Origin of the sequence: Curtobacterium sp. MCSS17_011 (assembly GCF_003224275.1) — a bacterium.
Classification (GTDB): Bacteria; Actinomycetota; Actinomycetes; order Actinomycetales; family Microbacteriaceae; genus Curtobacterium.
Map to the genome: position 1 here is coordinate 182,916 of NZ_QKLE01000004.1, position 15,804 is coordinate 198,719.

15 protein-coding genes are annotated in these 15,804 nt (G+C 70.2%); 11 read left to right on the forward strand and 4 right to left on the reverse strand.

Features of this window, described 5'->3' with window-relative positions:
- Window positions 1-7: 7 nt before the first annotated feature.
- Together DEJ17_RS04720 and DEJ17_RS04725 are read right to left on the reverse strand one after the other, a co-directional pair.
- On the reverse strand, window positions 8-868 hold the full coding sequence (locus tag DEJ17_RS04720) for a sulfurtransferase (RefSeq protein WP_181421042.1): 861 nt from the start codon (window positions 866-868) through the stop codon (window positions 8-10).
- Between the two features lie 233 nt (window positions 869-1,101).
- The gene (locus DEJ17_RS04725) at window positions 1,102-2,643 is read right to left on the reverse strand and encodes an MFS transporter (protein WP_110892294.1); all 1,542 of its coding nucleotides are present in this window, start codon (window positions 2,641-2,643) and stop codon (window positions 1,102-1,104) included.
- Window positions 2,644-2,814: 171 nt separating this feature from the next.
- Here DEJ17_RS04725 and DEJ17_RS04730 point away from each other — a divergent pair, with 171 nt between their 5' ends.
- Window positions 2,815-3,477 (forward strand): TetR/AcrR family transcriptional regulator, encoded by a 663-nt coding sequence (locus tag DEJ17_RS04730; protein WP_181421043.1) that lies wholly within the window; start codon window positions 2,815-2,817, stop codon window positions 3,475-3,477.
- 114 nt (window positions 3,478-3,591) lie between these two features.
- Here DEJ17_RS04730 and DEJ17_RS04735 read toward each other — a convergent pair whose 3' ends face one another.
- On the reverse strand, window positions 3,592-5,223 hold the full coding sequence (locus DEJ17_RS04735) for a dolichyl-phosphate-mannose--protein mannosyltransferase (protein WP_110892296.1): 1,632 nt from the start codon (window positions 5,221-5,223) through the stop codon (window positions 3,592-3,594).
- A 65-nt stretch (window positions 5,224-5,288) separates the two neighbouring features.
- On the opposite strand from DEJ17_RS04735, the gene rsmI reads away from it, so the two are divergent.
- The 6 genes from rsmI (at window position 5,289) to DEJ17_RS17525 (ending at window position 10,488) form a co-directional block, all read left to right on the forward strand.
- Complete coding sequence (rsmI, locus tag DEJ17_RS04740; RefSeq protein WP_110892297.1) at window positions 5,289-6,110, forward strand: 16S rRNA (cytidine(1402)-2'-O)-methyltransferase; 822 nt, start codon at window positions 5,289-5,291, stop codon at window positions 6,108-6,110.
- A 134-nt stretch (window positions 6,111-6,244) separates the two neighbouring features.
- A complete protein-coding gene (metG, locus tag DEJ17_RS04745; protein WP_110892298.1) occupies window positions 6,245-7,813 on the forward strand; it encodes a methionine--tRNA ligase in 1,569 nt (522 codons plus the stop codon).
- Window positions 7,810-8,742 (forward strand): TatD family hydrolase, encoded by a 933-nt coding sequence (locus DEJ17_RS04750; RefSeq protein ID WP_110892299.1) that lies wholly within the window; start codon window positions 7,810-7,812, stop codon window positions 8,740-8,742. The genes metG and DEJ17_RS04750 overlap by 4 nt, the downstream gene beginning before the upstream one ends.
- A 2-nt stretch (window positions 8,743-8,744) precedes the next feature.
- Window positions 8,745-9,596 carry a 16S rRNA (adenine(1518)-N(6)/adenine(1519)-N(6))-dimethyltransferase RsmA gene (gene rsmA, locus DEJ17_RS04755; protein ID WP_110892300.1) on the forward strand — a complete coding sequence of 284 codons (852 nt, stop codon included), beginning with the start codon at window positions 8,745-8,747 and terminating at the stop codon, window positions 9,594-9,596.
- 92 nt (window positions 9,597-9,688) lie between these two features.
- Window positions 9,689-9,961 (forward strand): hypothetical protein, encoded by a 273-nt coding sequence (locus DEJ17_RS17520; RefSeq protein ID WP_146239627.1) that lies wholly within the window; start codon window positions 9,689-9,691, stop codon window positions 9,959-9,961.
- 191 nt (window positions 9,962-10,152) lie between these two features.
- Window positions 10,153-10,488 carry a hypothetical protein gene (locus DEJ17_RS17525; protein ID WP_146239628.1) on the forward strand — a complete coding sequence of 112 codons (336 nt, stop codon included), beginning with the start codon at window positions 10,153-10,155 and terminating at the stop codon, window positions 10,486-10,488.
- Window positions 10,489-10,572: 84 nt separating this feature from the next.
- On the opposite strand, the gene DEJ17_RS04765 is transcribed toward DEJ17_RS17525, so the two are convergent.
- Window positions 10,573-11,313, reverse strand: coding sequence for an SDR family oxidoreductase (locus DEJ17_RS04765; RefSeq protein ID WP_110892302.1), 741 nt, complete (start codon window positions 11,311-11,313; stop codon window positions 10,573-10,575).
- A gap of 101 nt (window positions 11,314-11,414) precedes the next feature.
- On the opposite strand from DEJ17_RS04765, the gene DEJ17_RS04770 reads away from it, so the two are divergent.
- From DEJ17_RS04770 to DEJ17_RS04785, 4 genes are all read left to right on the forward strand, one after another.
- A complete protein-coding gene (locus tag DEJ17_RS04770; protein ID WP_110892303.1) occupies window positions 11,415-12,257 on the forward strand; it encodes a helix-turn-helix transcriptional regulator in 843 nt (280 codons plus the stop codon).
- A 96-nt stretch (window positions 12,258-12,353) separates the two neighbouring features.
- Complete coding sequence (locus tag DEJ17_RS04775; RefSeq protein ID WP_110892304.1) at window positions 12,354-13,352, forward strand: RimK family alpha-L-glutamate ligase; 999 nt, start codon at window positions 12,354-12,356, stop codon at window positions 13,350-13,352.
- Window positions 13,353-13,439: 87 nt separating this feature from the next.
- On the forward strand, window positions 13,440-14,501 hold the full coding sequence (locus tag DEJ17_RS04780) for an LLM class flavin-dependent oxidoreductase (RefSeq protein ID WP_110892305.1): 1,062 nt from the start codon (window positions 13,440-13,442) through the stop codon (window positions 14,499-14,501).
- On the forward strand, window positions 14,498-15,802 hold the full coding sequence (locus tag DEJ17_RS04785) for an O-acetylhomoserine aminocarboxypropyltransferase/cysteine synthase family protein (protein ID WP_110892306.1): 1,305 nt from the start codon (window positions 14,498-14,500) through the stop codon (window positions 15,800-15,802). Before DEJ17_RS04780 ends, DEJ17_RS04785 begins: the two co-directional genes overlap by 4 nt.
- Window positions 15,803-15,804 lie beyond the last annotated feature (2 nt).

A 15,804-nucleotide genomic window follows, 5' to 3' on the forward strand; every position in this document is an offset into this window, starting at 1 on the left:
GGTTCCGTCAGGAGGCGAGTTGCTCGTGCCGCCACCAGTCGGCCAGCGAACCGTCGTACACCTTCACCCGGTCGTGCCCGAGCACCGTCAGGGCGAGGGCGTCGACACACGCGGCGCTGCCCACCCCGCAGTACGTGACGATCTCGTCGGCACCGATCACCGCGGCGAAGGCCCGCTCGAGTTCGCCACCGCGCAGGTACGCGTTCGTCTCGGGGTCCACCAGGGTGTCCGCCGTGATCGGGGTGCTGCCCGGCACGATCGGCGGGTGGTCGTCACCGAGGGCGGCCCAGGGCGCGGCGAACACCAGTGACGCCGGCTCTTCGCCGGAGACGGCACGGGTGACGCGGTCGTGGTCCGCCCAGAGCGCACGTTCTTCGCCGGCCAGGAACGCGCCGGCATCGGGGTCGGACGGCGCCGCGGGCGTGCGCAGTGCGCCCACGCGCACCGGGCGGCCCTCGTCGCGCCACTTCGTGAAGCCACCGTCGAGCACCGCGACCGAGTCGAAGCCGAACGAACGGAAGATCCACCACAGGCGCGCCGACCACTCGCCGACGCTGTCGTCGTAGACCACGACGGTCGAGGTGTTCGTCACGCCGAGCTGTGCCGCGGCCACCTCGAAGCGCTCGGCGCCGGGGCGGGTGAACGGGACGTCGGCGTCGGCGGCGGAGAAGTCGTCGATCAGGTCGGCGAAGCGGGCGCCGGGCACGTGGCCGCGCTGCTCGTGGGCGTCCCGCCCCGGGAGCCAGGTGGTGCCGAACCCGGCCCCGACCGTGTGCACCGAGGCGTCGAGCACGACGAGCTCGTCAGCACCGAGGTGGTCTGCGAGCCACTGCGTCGACACGAGTGGTGAGGTCAGGACGGGGGCCATGCCGCACACCATAATCCGCACCCCTGACGTGGGCCAGGGTCCTGGACACACGGCGCAACCGGGGGTGAGGGTGGGGTGCATGCGTGGGCATTGATCGACGATGCGCCAGTCGTTCGACGAGTGGTCCGTCGGAACATGCGCGGGCATCGAGTGCGTGCGCATCGATCGACGATGCACGCGTTGTTCGACAGGTGGATCGTCGTGAAACGGGTGCAGCCGCCCCACCGCCAGGGTCAGTGCGCCGCGGCGGGGATGCTCCCGGTCGTGGCCGACCCGGCACGTGCGAGCCGCTCGACCCGCACCGACTGCCGGTTGATGAGCAGGCCGCCGGCGAGGGCGACGAGCACGAGCACCCCGGCCGAGATGCCGAACGCCGCGTGGTAGCCGTCGAGCGTCGCCTGGGCCTGCTGCAGCTTCGTCGGGGCGGCGGACAGCCCGGACAGGCTGTTCGACACCACGTCGGCGAAGATCGTCGACAGCAGCGCGGTGCCGATCGAGCCGCCGATCTGCTGCATCGTGTTGACCGTCGCCGAGGCCACTCCGGCGTCGGCCCGGGCGACCCCGGTCGTCGCGGTGTTCATCGCGGACGAGAAGATCGTGCCCATACCGAGGCCGATCACGATCAACGCCGGCAGGACGGTGCCCGCGTAGGAGCTGTCCAGGTCGGTGCGGAGCAGCAGGAGGAGCCCGGTCGCGGCGACCAGGCCACCGGCGAAGATGAGCACCTTCGGCCCGACGCGCGGCAGCAGGCGGCCACCGATCTGCGTCGCCGAGACCATGATCGACAGCGGCATCGGCAGGAACGCGAGACCGGTCTGCAGCGAGCTGAAGCCGAGGGTCTGCTCCAGGTAGTAGGTCAGGAACAGGAAGATGCCGAACATGCCGATCGCGACCAGGCCGATCGCGATGAACGAGCCGCCGCGGTCACGGTCGAGCACGACGCGCAGGGGCAGCAGCGGGTGGGCGACGCGGGTCTCGATGAACACGAACGCGGCGATCAGCACGACACCGCCGGCGAGCATCGCGATGGTGACGGGGGAATCCCAGCCGTTCGTCTCGGCGTTCGAGAAGCCGTAGACGACGCCGACCAGCCCGAGCGTGATGGTGATGACCCCGAGCACGTCGATGCGCGGACGCTCGACCTTCGGCGGGCGCTCCATGAAGACGAGCGCGCCGATCACGCCGAGCACGGCGAAGACGACGTTGACGTAGAGGCACCAACGCCACGAGGCGTACTCGGTCAGCACGCCGCCGAGCAGCAGGCCGATGGCCGCACCCGAGCCGGCGATGGACCCGAAGATGCCGAACGCGCGACCGCGTTCCTTGGGGTCGCGGAACGTCGTGGTCAGCATGCCGAGTGCGGACGGGGCGAGCAGTGCGCCGAAGACACCCTGCAGCGCGCGGGCCGCGACGAGCAGGCCGAACGAGTCGGCAAGCCCACCGAGCACCGAGGCGACGGCGAAGCCGACGAGCCCGATGATGAAGGTGTTCTTCCGCCCGAACAGGTCGCCGAGGCGACCGCCGAGCAGCAGCAGCGAGCCGAACGCCAGCGAGTACGCGGTGACGATCCACTGTCGCTGGTCGGTGCCGAAGTCCAGGTCGGCCTGGGCCGAGGGCAGGGCGATGTTCACGATGGTCGCATCGAGCACGACCATCAACTGCGCGAGGGCGATGACCGCCAGGGCGATCCAGCGGTGGTTGCTCTTGGCGGGGGTGGCGCCCGGAGTCGTGGGTGCTGCCCCGGTGGGGGATGGCACGGTGTGTTCTGCCGTCACGGCAGCCTCCTTGGAGAAGGTTGGAGGGGAGGTGGAGGTGCGCGCCGTCGGGCACTCCGGAGATGTGGTGGTGACGAAAACCGGATGCAGGGCATCCGGTTGTGGCCAGTGTAGACCGAAACGGAAGGAAGGCATCCACTTGTTCCCAGAAAGTGCAACTACGGTCGGATCGTGAGCACCACCGAGTCCGCGTCCGACCTCGAGCGACCGCTGCGCGCCGACGCTGCGCGCAACCGCGAGCTGATCCTGCAGACGGCACGCAAGTGCTTCGCGGAGCGCGGGCTCTCCGTCACGTTGAACGACATCGCCCACGAGGCCGGCGTCGGTGTCGGCACCGTCTACCGCCGGTTCGCCGACAAGGACTCCCTGATCGAGGCGCTGCTCGCCACGAAGTTCGAAGCGATGAACGACGCGGCCGCCCGGGCAGCGGACGTGACCGATCCGCGCGAGGCGCTCCGGGTCTACCTGATGGGTGTCTTCGAGTTCCGAGCCCGTGACCGCGCGCTCGCAGACGCCATCGTCCGGGCCGGCAAGGCCCGACCGTCCATCGTGCAGGAGCGCGACCGGCTCGAGCGCCAGGTCGCCGCGATCATCGGCCGTGCCGAGACCGCCGGCGTCGTCCGACCAGGCTTCGACTCCCGGGACCTGCCGATGCTCACCGCGATGGTCGGCGCGGTCGCCGACGCCACCCGCGAGCACGACCCGGACGCCTGGCGCCGCTACGCGGAACTCCTGATCCAGGGGGTCCTGCCGGGCACGGACGACAGCACACCGATGCTCGGCGAGCCGCTGGACCGCGAGTCGATCGAGCGCGCGATGCACGCGCAGTCCTGACCACGGACTGGAGGCCCGTGGCGGCGCCGCCACGGGCCTCCAGTCCGGCGGTGGTCGCCACCAGAGCGCCCAGCGCGACGGGCGCGGCCGGACCGGCCAGACCAGCCAGACCAGCTACAGCCAGCTGGGGATCCAGTAGTGCGACCGGACGAAGTCCCACGGCACCTGCATCGCCGTCCACATCGGGTACCAGTAGACCGAGGCGAGTACGACGACGCCCAGGTACACGCCGACCCACAGGATCGCCCGGCTCCGGCGGGACCGCTCGTCGCTCCGCCTGCCGAGCACCACCCCGATCGCGGCGGCCAGCGCCATCACCATGTAGGGCTCGAAGGCGATCGTGTAGAACTGGAACACCGTCCGGTCGACGTACATCAGCCAGGGCAGGTAGCCCGCCGCGACGCCGAGCAGGACGAAGCCGTACTCCCACTTCCGGCGCAGGATCCAGAGCACGAGCAGCGCCACCGTGGCGATGACCGAGGCGTACCAGATGAACGGGTTCGCGATGCCGGTGATCGCCTCGCCGCAGCGGTTCGCCCAGCAGCCGTCCTGCCCGGCGTCCGTGCCGACGTAGAACATCGACGTCGGGCGCTGCATCACGAGCCAGAGCAGCGGGTTCGCCTGGTACGAGTGCGGGGTGTGCAGCCCGATGTTGAAGGCGTAGATCTCCGACTGGTAGTGCCACCAGTTCTGCAGGCTGTCCGGCACCCAGGCGAGCAGCCCGGTCCAGCGTTCGCCGCCCGAGGACAGCCAGTTGCGGTCCCAGCCGTCCTTCGACACGAACCAGCCGGTCCACGACGCCACGTAGGTCACCGCGGCGATCGGCACGGTCAGCAGGAACGACACCGGTGCCTGCTGCAGCAGCGCGCTCGACGACCAGAACTCGACCCCGGCGCGGCGGCGCATCATCATGTCGCTCAGCACGGAGTACACGGCGAAGAACGCCAGGAAGTACACCCCGGACCACTTCGTCGCCGCTGCCAGCCCGAGTGCCAGGCCCATCGCGAACAACCACGGCCGCCACCAGAGCACCGGCCCCCACAGGGTGGTCCGGCCCGCGGCGGCGCGGGCGGCGACCCATTCGTCGAGCCGCCGTTGACTGTGCCGACGGTCGAGCAGCAGCGCCCCGAACCCGAGGATGACGAAGAAGGTCAGGATGCCGTCGAGGAGCGTCACCCGCGACATCACGATCGCCTGCCCGTCGATCGCGAGCAGGAAGCCGGCGAGCGTGCCGATCGTCGTCGAACGGAACAGCGACCGGGCGATCACCGCGGTGAGGAACACCGTCGCGATCCCGAGCACGGCCACCGTGAAGCGCCAGCCGAACGAGTTGTCCGCCCCGAACAGCAGCATCCCGAGGCCGATGAGGTACTTGCCGAGCGGCGGGTGCGCGATGAACTCCGCCGCACTCGTGAAGATGTCCGTCTCGCCGCGGACGAACCGGTCGTCGGTCGTCGGGGCGGTGTCACCGCTCGGGTTCGCGGGCCAGGTGCCCTCGTACCCGAGGTGCACGATCGACCAGCCGTCCTTGACGTAGTACGTCTCGTCGAACACGAGCGAGTGGGGGTTGCCGAGGTTCACCAGCCGCAGCACGGCGGCGAGGAGCGTCACCGCGAGCGGACCCGTCCACCGCCACACGGCGACCCGCTGCGACGTGGAGAGCACCCGCCCCCACCAGTCGTCCAGGCGCGAGCCGACCGGCCCGTCGGGCACGGCCGTGCGGTCGTCGGTCAGCTCGCTGGTCATCGCTGAGCATCCTACGGATCGACCGCATGTCCCCGCTGCGTCGGTGCTGCGACGACAATGGGTGCGTGATCGTCCTCGCAGCAACGCCCATCGGCAACCTCGGGGACGCCTCGCGCCGTCTCGTCGAGACCCTCTCCAACGCCACGGTCGTCGCGGCGGAGGACACCAGGACCGCCATCCACCTGATGCGCGCCCTGGGCATCGAGAACCGTCCGCGGCTCATCGCCCTGCACGAGCACAACGAGCGGGCGAAGGCGTCCGAGGTCGTCGAGCTCGCCCGCGACGAGGACGTCGTCGTCCTCACCGACGCCGGCATGCCCGCGATCAGCGACCCCGGCTTCCCGCTCGTCGAGGCCGCCGCCGCAGCCGGGGTCACCGTCACCGCCCTGCCCGGGCCGTCGGCCGTGCTCATGGCGCTCGCCGTGTCCGGGCTGCCCACCGACCGCTTCACGTTCGAGGGGTTCCCCACCCGCAAGGCCGGTGAGCGCCGCCGGGTGTTCCAGGCGCTGGCGGGGGAGCAGCGGACGATGGTGTTCTTCGAGTCGCCGCACCGGCTGGCCGAGACCCTGGCCGACATGGCCGTCGGGTTCGGGGGTGACCGACGCGCCGCGGTCTGCCGTGAGCTCACGAAGCTGTACGAAGAGGTCCGTCGCGGGCCGCTGGACGAACTCGTCGAGTGGGCGTCCGAGGGTGTGCGGGGCGAGTTCTGCATCGTCGTCGCCGGCGCCGCGGAGGCCACCGAGGAAGCCACGCTCGACGACGGGGTGCGCCTGGTGCTCGAGCGGGTGGCCGCCGGCATGCGCATGAAGGAGGCCGCCGCGGCGGTCGCGGACGCGACCGGGCTGTCGAAGCGGGACCTGTACGAAGGGGCGCTCGCGGCGCGCTGAGCGGGGCTCGTCACGTTCGCGTCCGCCGGTCCGGAGGCGCGGGGCGGGCCCGTCACGGGCCTCCAGGACGTGGTTCTCCACAGTCCACCGCCGCACGCGTCATCGGGGTTCCGTGCGCCCGTAGGATGGTCCGCATGTCCGCCGGGTCCTCGTTCAGCATCACCACGCCGATCTTCTACGTGAACGACGTGCCCCACATCGGGCACGCCTACACCGAGGTCGCCGCGGACTTCCTCGCGCGCTGGCACCGGCAGCGCGGTGACGACACCTGGCTGCTCACCGGCACGGACGAGCACGGGCAGAAGATCCTGCGCACCGCCTCGGCGAACGACGTCTCACCCAAGGAATGGGCCGACCGCCTGGTCAACGACGCCTGGAAGCCACTGCTCGACACGGTCGACGTCGCGAACGACGACTTCATCCGCACCACCGACGAACGGCACGAGCGTGGCGTGACGGCGTTCCTGCAGAAGCTCTACGACGACGGCTTCATCTACGCCGGCGAGTTCGAGGGCTTCTACTGCGTGGGCTGCGAGGAGTACAAGCAGCCGAGCGACCTGGTCGCCGGTACCGGTGCGTACGAGGGTCAGCAGGTCTGCGCGATCCACTCGATCCCGGTCGAGGTGCTGGCCGAGCGCAACTACTTCTTCCGGATGTCCGACTTCGAGCAGCGTCTGCTCGACCTGTACGAGTCGAACCCGCTGTTCATCCAGCCCGAGAGCGTCCGCAACGAGATCATCTCGTTCGTCAAGCAGGGGCTCCGGGACCTGTCGATCTCGCGCTCCAGCTTCGACTGGGGCATCACGATCCCGTGGGACAGCGACCACGTGCTGTACGTGTGGTTCGACGCCCTGCTCAACTACGTCACGGCGCTCGGCTACGGCACCGACGACGACGAGGCCTTCAAGCGCCTCTGGCCGAGCGTGCACATCGTCGGCAAGGACATCGCCCGCTTCCACGCCGTCATCTGGCCGGCGATGCTCATGGCCGCTGGGCTGCCCGTGCCGGAGCGCGTCTTCGGCCACGGCTGGCTGCTCGTCGGCGGCGAGAAGATGTCCAAGTCGAAGCTGACCGGCATCGCGCCGTCGGAGATCACCGACACGTTCGGGTCCGATGCCTTCCGCTACTACTTCCTGCGCGCCATCACCTTCGGGCAGGACGGCAACTTCAGCTGGGAAGACATCTCGGCGCGCTACCAGGCCGAGCTCGCGAACGGCTACGGCAACCTGGCGTCACGCCTGGTCGCCATGCTGCAGAAGTACTGCGACGGCGAGGTCCCCGCTCGCGGCGAACTGACCGAGTCCGACCAGGCGATCGATGCCCTGGCCGTGTCGGTCACCGAGCGTGCCGACGCCGCCATCGCCGCCTTCGCCCCGCACGAGGCGATCGCCAGCGTGTGGGAACTCGTCGACGCCCTGAACGGGTACATCACCGAGCAGGCGCCCTGGGCCCTGGCGAAGGACGACGCCAACCGCGAGCGCCTCGGCACCGTCCTGACCACCGCGCTCCGTGGCCTCGGCACCGTCACCGTCCTGCTGTCCCCGGTCATGCCGAAGGCGACCGAGAAGCTCTGGGCCTCGATCGGCGCAGGCGGGTCCGTCGCCGAGCAGCGGGTCGACCGTGCGTTCGAGTGGCAGGGTGCGTCGCACGTGGTGCCGCTCGAGAGCGGGCTCTTCCCGCGCATCGAGCAGGTCTCCGCGTGACCGACGCCGAGTCGCACGTCCGGTCCCGCGGTGACGGGGCGTCCGGTGGGTCGAAGCGCGACCTGACATACCCGCCGCTGCCGCAGGCGCTCGTCGTGCCGGTGTACGACAACCACACCCACATGGAGATCGCCGACGGTGTCGGCGACGGGGGTGACGGTCCGCTCGAGTACCGCGAGCACCTCGACCGCGCGTCGAGCGTCGGCGTGCGTGGAGTCGTGCAGGTCGGCACGGACCTCGCCACCTCGGAGTGGTCCGCGTCGATCGCCGCTCGGGAGCCCCGGGTCCTGGCAGCCGTCGCGCTGCACCCGAACGAAGCGCCCGTGCTGCAGGAGCAGGGGCTGCTCGACGAGCACCTCGCCGGCATCGAACGGCTCGCCGCCCTGCCCCGGGTCCGGGCGATCGGTGAGACCGGCCTCGACTTCTTCCGCACCGGTGAGGACGGCCGTGACGCCCAGGTCCGTTCGTTCGAGGAGCACATCCGCATCGCGAAGGAGCACGACCTCGCGCTGACGATCCACGACCGCGACGCGCACGACGCCGTGGTCGAGGTCCTCGACCGCGTGGGTGCTCCGGAGCGGACCGTCTTCCACTGCTTCTCGGGTGGCCCGGACCTCGCCCGGCTCTGCGCCGAGCGCGGCTGGTACATGTCGTTCGCCGGCACCGTGACGTTCAAGAACGCCGCCGTGCTGCGTGAAGCCCTGGTCGTCGCCCCACGGCATCTGATCATGGTCGAGACGGACGCGCCGTTCCTCACGCCGACTCCGTTCCGTGGTCGCCCGAACGCGCCGTACCTCATCCCGCTCACCCTGCGGTCGATGGCGGAGACGCTCGGCACCGACGCATCGATGCTCGCGGCGCAGATCGCGTCGAACACCGAGCTCGTGTACAGCGCGTGGGACGCCGAGCCCGTCACGGTGGACGAGTAGGCGTGGGCGCGCTGCTCGGCCCGGCGGAGATCCGGGAGCTCGCGGCCGAACTCGACGTTACCCCGACGAAGAAGCTCGGCCAGAACTTCGTCCATGACGCCAACACCGTGCGGCGGATCGTGTCGGTCGCCGGTGTGACCCCGTCGGCTCAGGTGCTCGAGATCGGCCCGGGGCTCGGGTCGTTGACGCTCGGGCTCACCGAGACCGGCGCACCCGTCACCGCGGTCGAGATCGACAAGCGCCTGGCCGCCAAGCTCCCGTCGACGGTGTCGTCGATGCAGCCGGACGCGACGCTGACCGTCGTGCAGCAGGACGCCATGACCGTCGCCGCGTCGGACCTCGACACCGCACCGACGCACCTGGTCGCGAACCTGCCGTACAACATCTCCGTCCCCGTGCTGCTGCACCTGCTCGCGACCTTCCCGTCGATCGAGCGGTCACTCGTCATGGTGCAGGCCGAGGTCGGGTACCGGCTCGCCGCCACCCCCGGCAGCAAGGTCTACGGGTCGCCGAGCGTCAAGGCCGCCTGGTACGGGTCGTGGAGCACCGCCGGGTTGGTCAGCCGTCAGGTCTTCTGGCCGGTGCCGAACGTCGACAGCGTCCTGGTGGCGTTCGACCGGCACGAGCCCCCGGGTGACGAGCTCCTGCGGTCGCGGGTGTTCACGCTGGTGGACGCGGCGTTCCAGCAGCGCCGCAAGATGCTGCGGCAGAGTCTGTCCGGAGTGCTCGGCGGCAGTGCGCACGCGTCCGAGGTCCTGACGGCGGCTGGCATCGACCCGACCGCCCGGGGCGAGGCGATCGGTGTGGACGACTTCGTGCGGCTCGGGCGGACGGTCCTCGCTGCTGCGGAGTAGTCCGTTCCTCGCCCGATGACGGTGAAATACGGAATGTTTCGTGGTGTCCGTTCGGTGCTCCTACGGTTGATCGCATCAACCAAGGAGGCATCATGCGATCCACCGAGTCGCCCCGCCCGGCCCGGCGTGTCCTGACCGAGGAACAGATTGTAGAAGGTCGTCTTCGCGCGCTGCGGCGAGCGAATCCTGACCGTCTGCGGGCGCCGAGCGCGTCCACAGCAGCCGAGCGCCGAGCGTTCTTCGCACGGACGCCACGACCGGAAGGCACGTTCGAAGAGCGCCGCGAGCGTCGGCGGCGTGCGATCGAGGCGATCGATCCGGACTGCCGGGTCGAGCCGATCGAGCGCCTGCACCGGGTGCCCTGACCGTGTTCGAGTCTCTCGGACCCGATGACTTCGACGAGCACAGGGTCCTCGAGTTCCACAGATGCTCCGGCCGACCCGCCGCGGTCCTCGTGGAGACGAGTTTCATCGAGTGCGTTCTCCACCGTGCGGAGCCACAACATGCCCGAGCCGCGGCGTTCTGGGATCACCTCGACCTGGCCGACACGAGCATCGTGTACAGCGGGTTCGCCGAGTTCGAGATCTTCGAATCAGCTCATCGCAAGGGACCGCAGGCGGCACGCCACCACAAATCGGCCTGGCGGGACCTGCTGAGTTCGACCCAGATGCACTGGGCCAGTGTCGACGCGGTCGCCGATGACGTCCCCGACCTCATGGAAGAGTTCGGCCTGACCGCTGCAGGTGCCGTGCACGTCGCCACGGCTGAGCACTGGGAGGTCGACGGCTTCGTGACCGTCGATCCCTCGTTCGGTGTGGTGGACAGGGCACGCCTCCCGCTGATGATCGACGCCGAGGGCGCTCAGCTGGCGCGACGCCTGCGTGTCAGCTGACCGCGATGGTGCGAGGTTCCGTGGTCGGTGCGAGCCGAAGTGCCTCGCACCGAACACAGAACCTCGCACCGTCCGTCGCCGGGGTCAGTGCTCGCGGGACGCCATCATCTCGAGGATCTGCTGGTGGTTGCCGTTCCGCTCGGCGTAGCGCAGCGGGTGCACGTTCTGCACCAGGATCTCCGGGGCAGCGCCGGACTCGATGAGCGCCATGACCTCGTCGGCGAAGGCGTCGAGCGGCATCCCACCGAAGTCGGCACCGCCCATCAGGTCGGTCGACACCGCCGGGGGAGCGAGCTCGAGCACCTCGACGGACGAACCGACGAGCTGCTGCCGCAGGGCCTGCGTGTACGAGTGCACCCCGGCCTTCGTGGCGTTGTAGGTCGGCGTGGCGGTCAGCGGCACGAACGCGAGACCGGACGTGACGGTCATCAGCGTCGCGGCGGGCTGCTCGAGCAGGTGCGGCAGGAAGGCGTCGATGAGCCGGATCGTCCCGACCAGGTTCGTCTGGATGGTCGCCATCGCGTCGTCCATGTGGTCCGAGGAGCGCAGGTCCTCGTTGCGCATGATGCCGGACATGGTGATCAGGGCGTCGAGCGTCGGGTACGCCTCGAGCACCGAGGTGGCAGCCGCCTCGATCGACGACGCGTCGGCGACGTCGATCTGCACGGTGCCGAAGCCGTGCTCGGCGGCGAGGGAGTCGAGGAGCGCCTGACGACGGCCACCGATGACGACGGTGCTGCCGGCGGCCTGCAGGCGCTGGGCGAGGGCGAGACCGATGCCTGAGGTCGCGCCGGGGATGAAGACGGTGGAGTTCGTGATGTCCATGACCACCACGATGCTCCGTGGACAGGGTGGCAACCAGAGCGCGGTCATCGGGGGATCGGCGATCCCTGGCACCCGGGCAGGAAGCGGACGATGATCGACCCATGGACCGTGCCGCGCTCGCCGACTTCCTCCGCCGTCGCCGCGAGCTGCTGCGCCCCGAGGACGTCGGTCTCGGGCAGGGGCCACGGCGCCGGACCCCGGGGCTCCGCCGTGAAGAGGTGGCGGCCCTCGCCGGCATGTCCGTCGACTACTACACGCGACTCGAGCAGCAGCGCGGACCGCAGCCGTCCGAGCAGATGATCGCCGCGATCGCCCGGGCTCTCCGGTGCAGCCTCGACGAGCGGGACCACCTGTTCCACCTGGCCGGGCAGAACGCCCCGACCCGGATGCACCGCGCCGACCACGTCGACCCGGCGATCCTGCGGGTGCTCGACCGGCTCGAGGACACCCCGGCGATCGTCGTCAGCCACCTGGGCGAGACCCTGGTGGAGAACCGGCTCGCGGCGGCGCTCCTCGGCAGCTCGGTCGACCTGCCGGGCAACCGGCGCTACCAGGCGTGGCGGTGGTTCGTGACGGGTGAGGAACTCGCGAAGTACGCGCCCGAGCAGCACGAGCGGCTGGGGCGGGTGGTGGTCGCGTCCCTCCGGGCGGCCGTCGGGCTCGCGGGCCCCGGCGACCGCCGGGCGACCGAACTCATCGCCGAGCTGCAGGCGCGCAGTGCCGAATTCCGCGACCTCTGGGCCAAGCACGAGGTGGCCACACGCTGGTCGGACAACAAGACGATCGTGCAGCCGGAGCTCGGGCGCATCACCGTCGACTGCCAGGTCTTGCACACCGACGACCAGGCGCAGGCACTGCTGCTGTTCACCGCGCCTCCGGGATCGGAGGACGCGCAGAAGCTCGAGCTCCTCGGGGTCGTCGGACAGCAGACCTTCGCCGGCTGACGACCTCGCACGGTGCGAACAGGACGTGCCGCCGCGAGAAGCAACGCCACGTCACACACTTGGGCACGTGCGGTATACCGTGCCTAGGCTGGGGACGTGAGCACTCCGCGCGTGTACGTCATCCACGAGAACCCCGAGTGGTTCCCCCCGCTCGCCGCCGCCTTCGAGGCCGAGGGCGTCCCGGTCGAGGAGATCCTGCTGACCGAGGGACAGATCGACCTCGCGGCCGAGCCGGCACCCGGCGTCTACTGGTCCCGCATGTCGGCGAGCTCCCACACCCGCGGCCACGAGTACAGCAAGGAGTACACCCGCGCGATCCTCGGCTGGCTCGAGCGTGCCGGCCGCCAGGTCGTCGGCGGCAGCCACGTGCTCGAGCTCGAGGTGTCGAAGGTCGCCCAGCACGGTCTCCTGCAGCAGGCCGGGTTCGACGTGCCGCGCACCACCGCCGTGTTCGGCACGACGACGCTCAAGGACGCCGCCCGCGCCTTCACCGACGGGCGGGACGTCCCCTTCATCACGAAGCACAACCAGGGCGGCAAGGGCCTGGGAGTGCGGCGGTTCGACTCGCTCGCCGAGTTCGACGCCTACGTCGACAGCCCCGAGTTCGAGGCTCCGGTCGACGGCATCACGCTGCTGCAGGAGTACCTGACGGCCCGCGAGCCCTTCATCACCCGCGTCGAGTTCGTCGGCGGCGAGTTCGTGTACGCCGTCCGCGTCGACACGAGCGCCGGCAGCTTCGAGCTCTGCCCCGCCGACGCGTGCGAGGTGCCCCAGGTCATCGCCGGTGCGGTCTGCGACGTCCCCGGCACCGAGACCGCCGGCGCACCTCCGGCGTTCAGCGTCCGGACCGAGATCACCGCCGAGCACCCGCTGGTCCAGCAGCTCCGCGCGTTCCTCGCCGACCAGCGCATCACCATCGCAGGCGTCGAGTTCATGGAGACCACGGACGGCCGCACCGTCGTCTACGACATCAACACGAACACGAACTACAACCCCGCGGTCGAGGAGTCCGCGCCGGCTTCCGGCCCGCGCTCCATCGCCCGGTACCTCGGCGGCCTCCTGGCCGACGAGTACGCGGCACAGCTCACGGCCTGAGAACGCAAGAACCACCGGACTGGAGGCCCGTGGCGGGCCCGCCACGGGCCTCCAGTCCGCCTTTCCCACACCCCCCAAGGAACACACGTGCGATTCGGATACTGGACCCCGCTCTTCGGCGGCTGGCTGCGCAACGTCGACAACGAGAACATGCCGGTCACCTTCGACTACGTGAAGCGCCTGGCGCAGCGCGCCGAGCGGATCGGCTTCGACCTGACCCTCGTGCCGGAGCTCAACCTCAACGACATCAAGGGCACGGCGGCGCCCTCGCTCGAGGCGTGGTCGCTCGCGGCGGCCATCGCGGCGACGACCGAGCGCCTGGAGATCATGGCGGCGATGCGTCCCGGGTACCACCTGCCCGCGGTGACGGCGAAGCAGGCGGCGACGATCGACGACATCTCGTGCGGCCGGTTCACCTTCAACGTCGTGAGCGCCTGGTGGGCGGAAGAGGCGAGGCAGTACGGCGGGATCTTCTCCGAGCACGACGACCGCTACAAGCGCACGGCGGAGTTCGTCGAGGTCATGAAGGGCCTGTGGCGGGAGACCCCGTACTCGTTCTCGGGCGAGTACTACGACATCGAGAACGCCCACCTCGAGCCGAAGCCCCGCGTGACGCCGCGCATCTACGCCGGTGGGGAGAGCGAGGCCGGCAAGGCGGCGATCACCGGGTACGCCGACGCCTACGTCACGCACGGCGGCACGGTCGAGGAGCTCCGCGCGAAGATCGCCGAGATGAAGCAGCGCCGCGTCGACGCCGGGCTGCCGCCGTTCGAGGCCTTCGGCATGGCCGCCTACGTCATCGTCCGCGAGACCGAGGAAGAGGCGCAGGCCGAGCTCGCCCGGATCACCGACGTCCAGCACGGCCGCGCGTACGAGTCGTACCAGGACTTCATCTCGAAGTCCCAGCTCGAGCACGTGCCCTCGCTCGAGGACTACTCGGTGTCGAACCGGGGCCTGCGCCCCGGTTTCGTGGGGACGCCGTCGCAGGTGGCGGATCGCATCCGGGAGTTCGAGGACGCCGGGGTCGACACGTTGCTGCTGCAGTTCTCGCCGCAGCTCGAGGAGATGGACCGGTTCGGCGAGCAGGTCATCCCGCTCGTCCGCTCGGTCGCGGCGACGGCTGCGGGTGCCTCGGAGACCGTCTCGTGAGCACTGAGGACGACTGGGCGTTCGAGACCCGCCAGATCCGCGCCGGCTTCAAGGCCGACCCGGGCTGGGGCGCGAACGTGCCGCCGATCGCGCAGAGCGCCGCCTACGTCTACCCGTCGGGCGAGGACGCCGCCGCGCGCTTCATGCTCGACGCCCCCGGTCACACCTACACGCGGGTGAACAACCCGTCGGCGGCAGCACTCGAACGCCGGATCGCCGACCTCGAGGGCGGGATCGGTGCGTTGGCACTGGCGTCCGGGCAGGCGGCGACGTCGCTGGCCGTGCTCGGTGTCGCGCGCGCCGGCGACCACGTGGTGTCGAGCGCCTCGCTCTACGGCGCGACCTACACGCTGTTCGCGTCGACGCTCCGTGACCTCGGGATCACCTTCACGTTCGTGCAGGACCCGACCGACCTGTCCGAGTGGGCGGCGGCGGTGCGCCCGGAGACGAAGGCGTTCTTCGGCGAGTCCATCCCGAACCCCCGCGGGGACGTCCTGGACTTCGCCGGGGTGGCCCGGGTCGCGCACGAGGCCGGTGTGCCGCTCATCGTCGACAACACCATCGCGACGCCGTACCTGGTCCGGCCGATCGAGCACGGTGCCGACATCGTCGTGCACTCGGCGACGAAGTACCTGGCCGGACACGGCAGCGCCATCGCCGGGCTCATCGTCGACAGTGGGAACTTCGACTGGGCGGCCCACGCCGACGCGTACCCGCAGCTGGCCACGACCGAGCAGTCGGGGTTCGCCAACACGAACTTCGCCGAGAAGTTCGGGCGTCGGGCCTTCATCCAGCGCACCCGCTCGAAGCTCTCCGCCGACCTCGGACCCGCGATCGCACCGTTCAACGCGTTCCTGGTGCTGCAGGGCATCCAGACGCTGTCGCTCCGCATGGACCGGCACGTGTCGAACGCCGCCGCTGTGGCGACCTGGCTCGACGCGCACGACCAGGTCGAGCACGTGCACTACGCCGGCCTGCCGGACTCGCCGTGGCACCACCTGCAGCAGCGCTACGTGCCGAAGGGGCCGTCGGCCGTGCTGTCGTTCGACCTGGCGGGCGGTGTCGCCGCGGGCCGACGGTTCGTGGCGGCGCTCGAGCTGTTCGACCACGTCTCGAACCTCGGTGACGTCCGCTCGCTCGTCGTGCACCCGGCATCGACCACCCACGTGCAGATGACCTCCGCCGAGCGAGCGGCCGCCGGTGTGGGGGACGGGCTCATCCGCCTGTCGATCGGCCTCGAGCACATCGACGACATCACCGCGGATCTGGCGCGGGGGTTCACGGCAGCCGCAGCGGGATAGGT

Bases quoted from the DNA above. Each gene is read 5' to 3' on its own strand.
- metG (WP_110892298.1), top strand. From the start codon at position 6,245: ATGTCCGCCGGGTCCTCGTTCAGCATCACCACGCCGATCTTCTACGTG.
- DEJ17_RS04765 (WP_110892302.1), bottom strand. From the start codon at position 11,313: ATGGACATCACGAACTCCACCGTCTTCATCCCCGGCGCGACCTCAGGC.
- DEJ17_RS04735 (WP_110892296.1), bottom strand. From the start codon at position 5,223: ATGACCAGCGAGCTGACCGACGACCGCACGGCCGTGCCCGACGGGCCG.
- DEJ17_RS17520 (WP_146239627.1), top strand. From the start codon at position 9,689: ATGCGATCCACCGAGTCGCCCCGCCCGGCCCGGCGTGTCCTGACCGAG.
- DEJ17_RS04720 (WP_181421042.1), bottom strand. From the start codon at position 868: ATGGCCCCCGTCCTGACCTCACCACTCGTGTCGACGCAGTGGCTCGCA.
- DEJ17_RS04770 (WP_110892303.1), top strand. From the start codon at position 11,415: ATGGACCGTGCCGCGCTCGCCGACTTCCTCCGCCGTCGCCGCGAGCTG.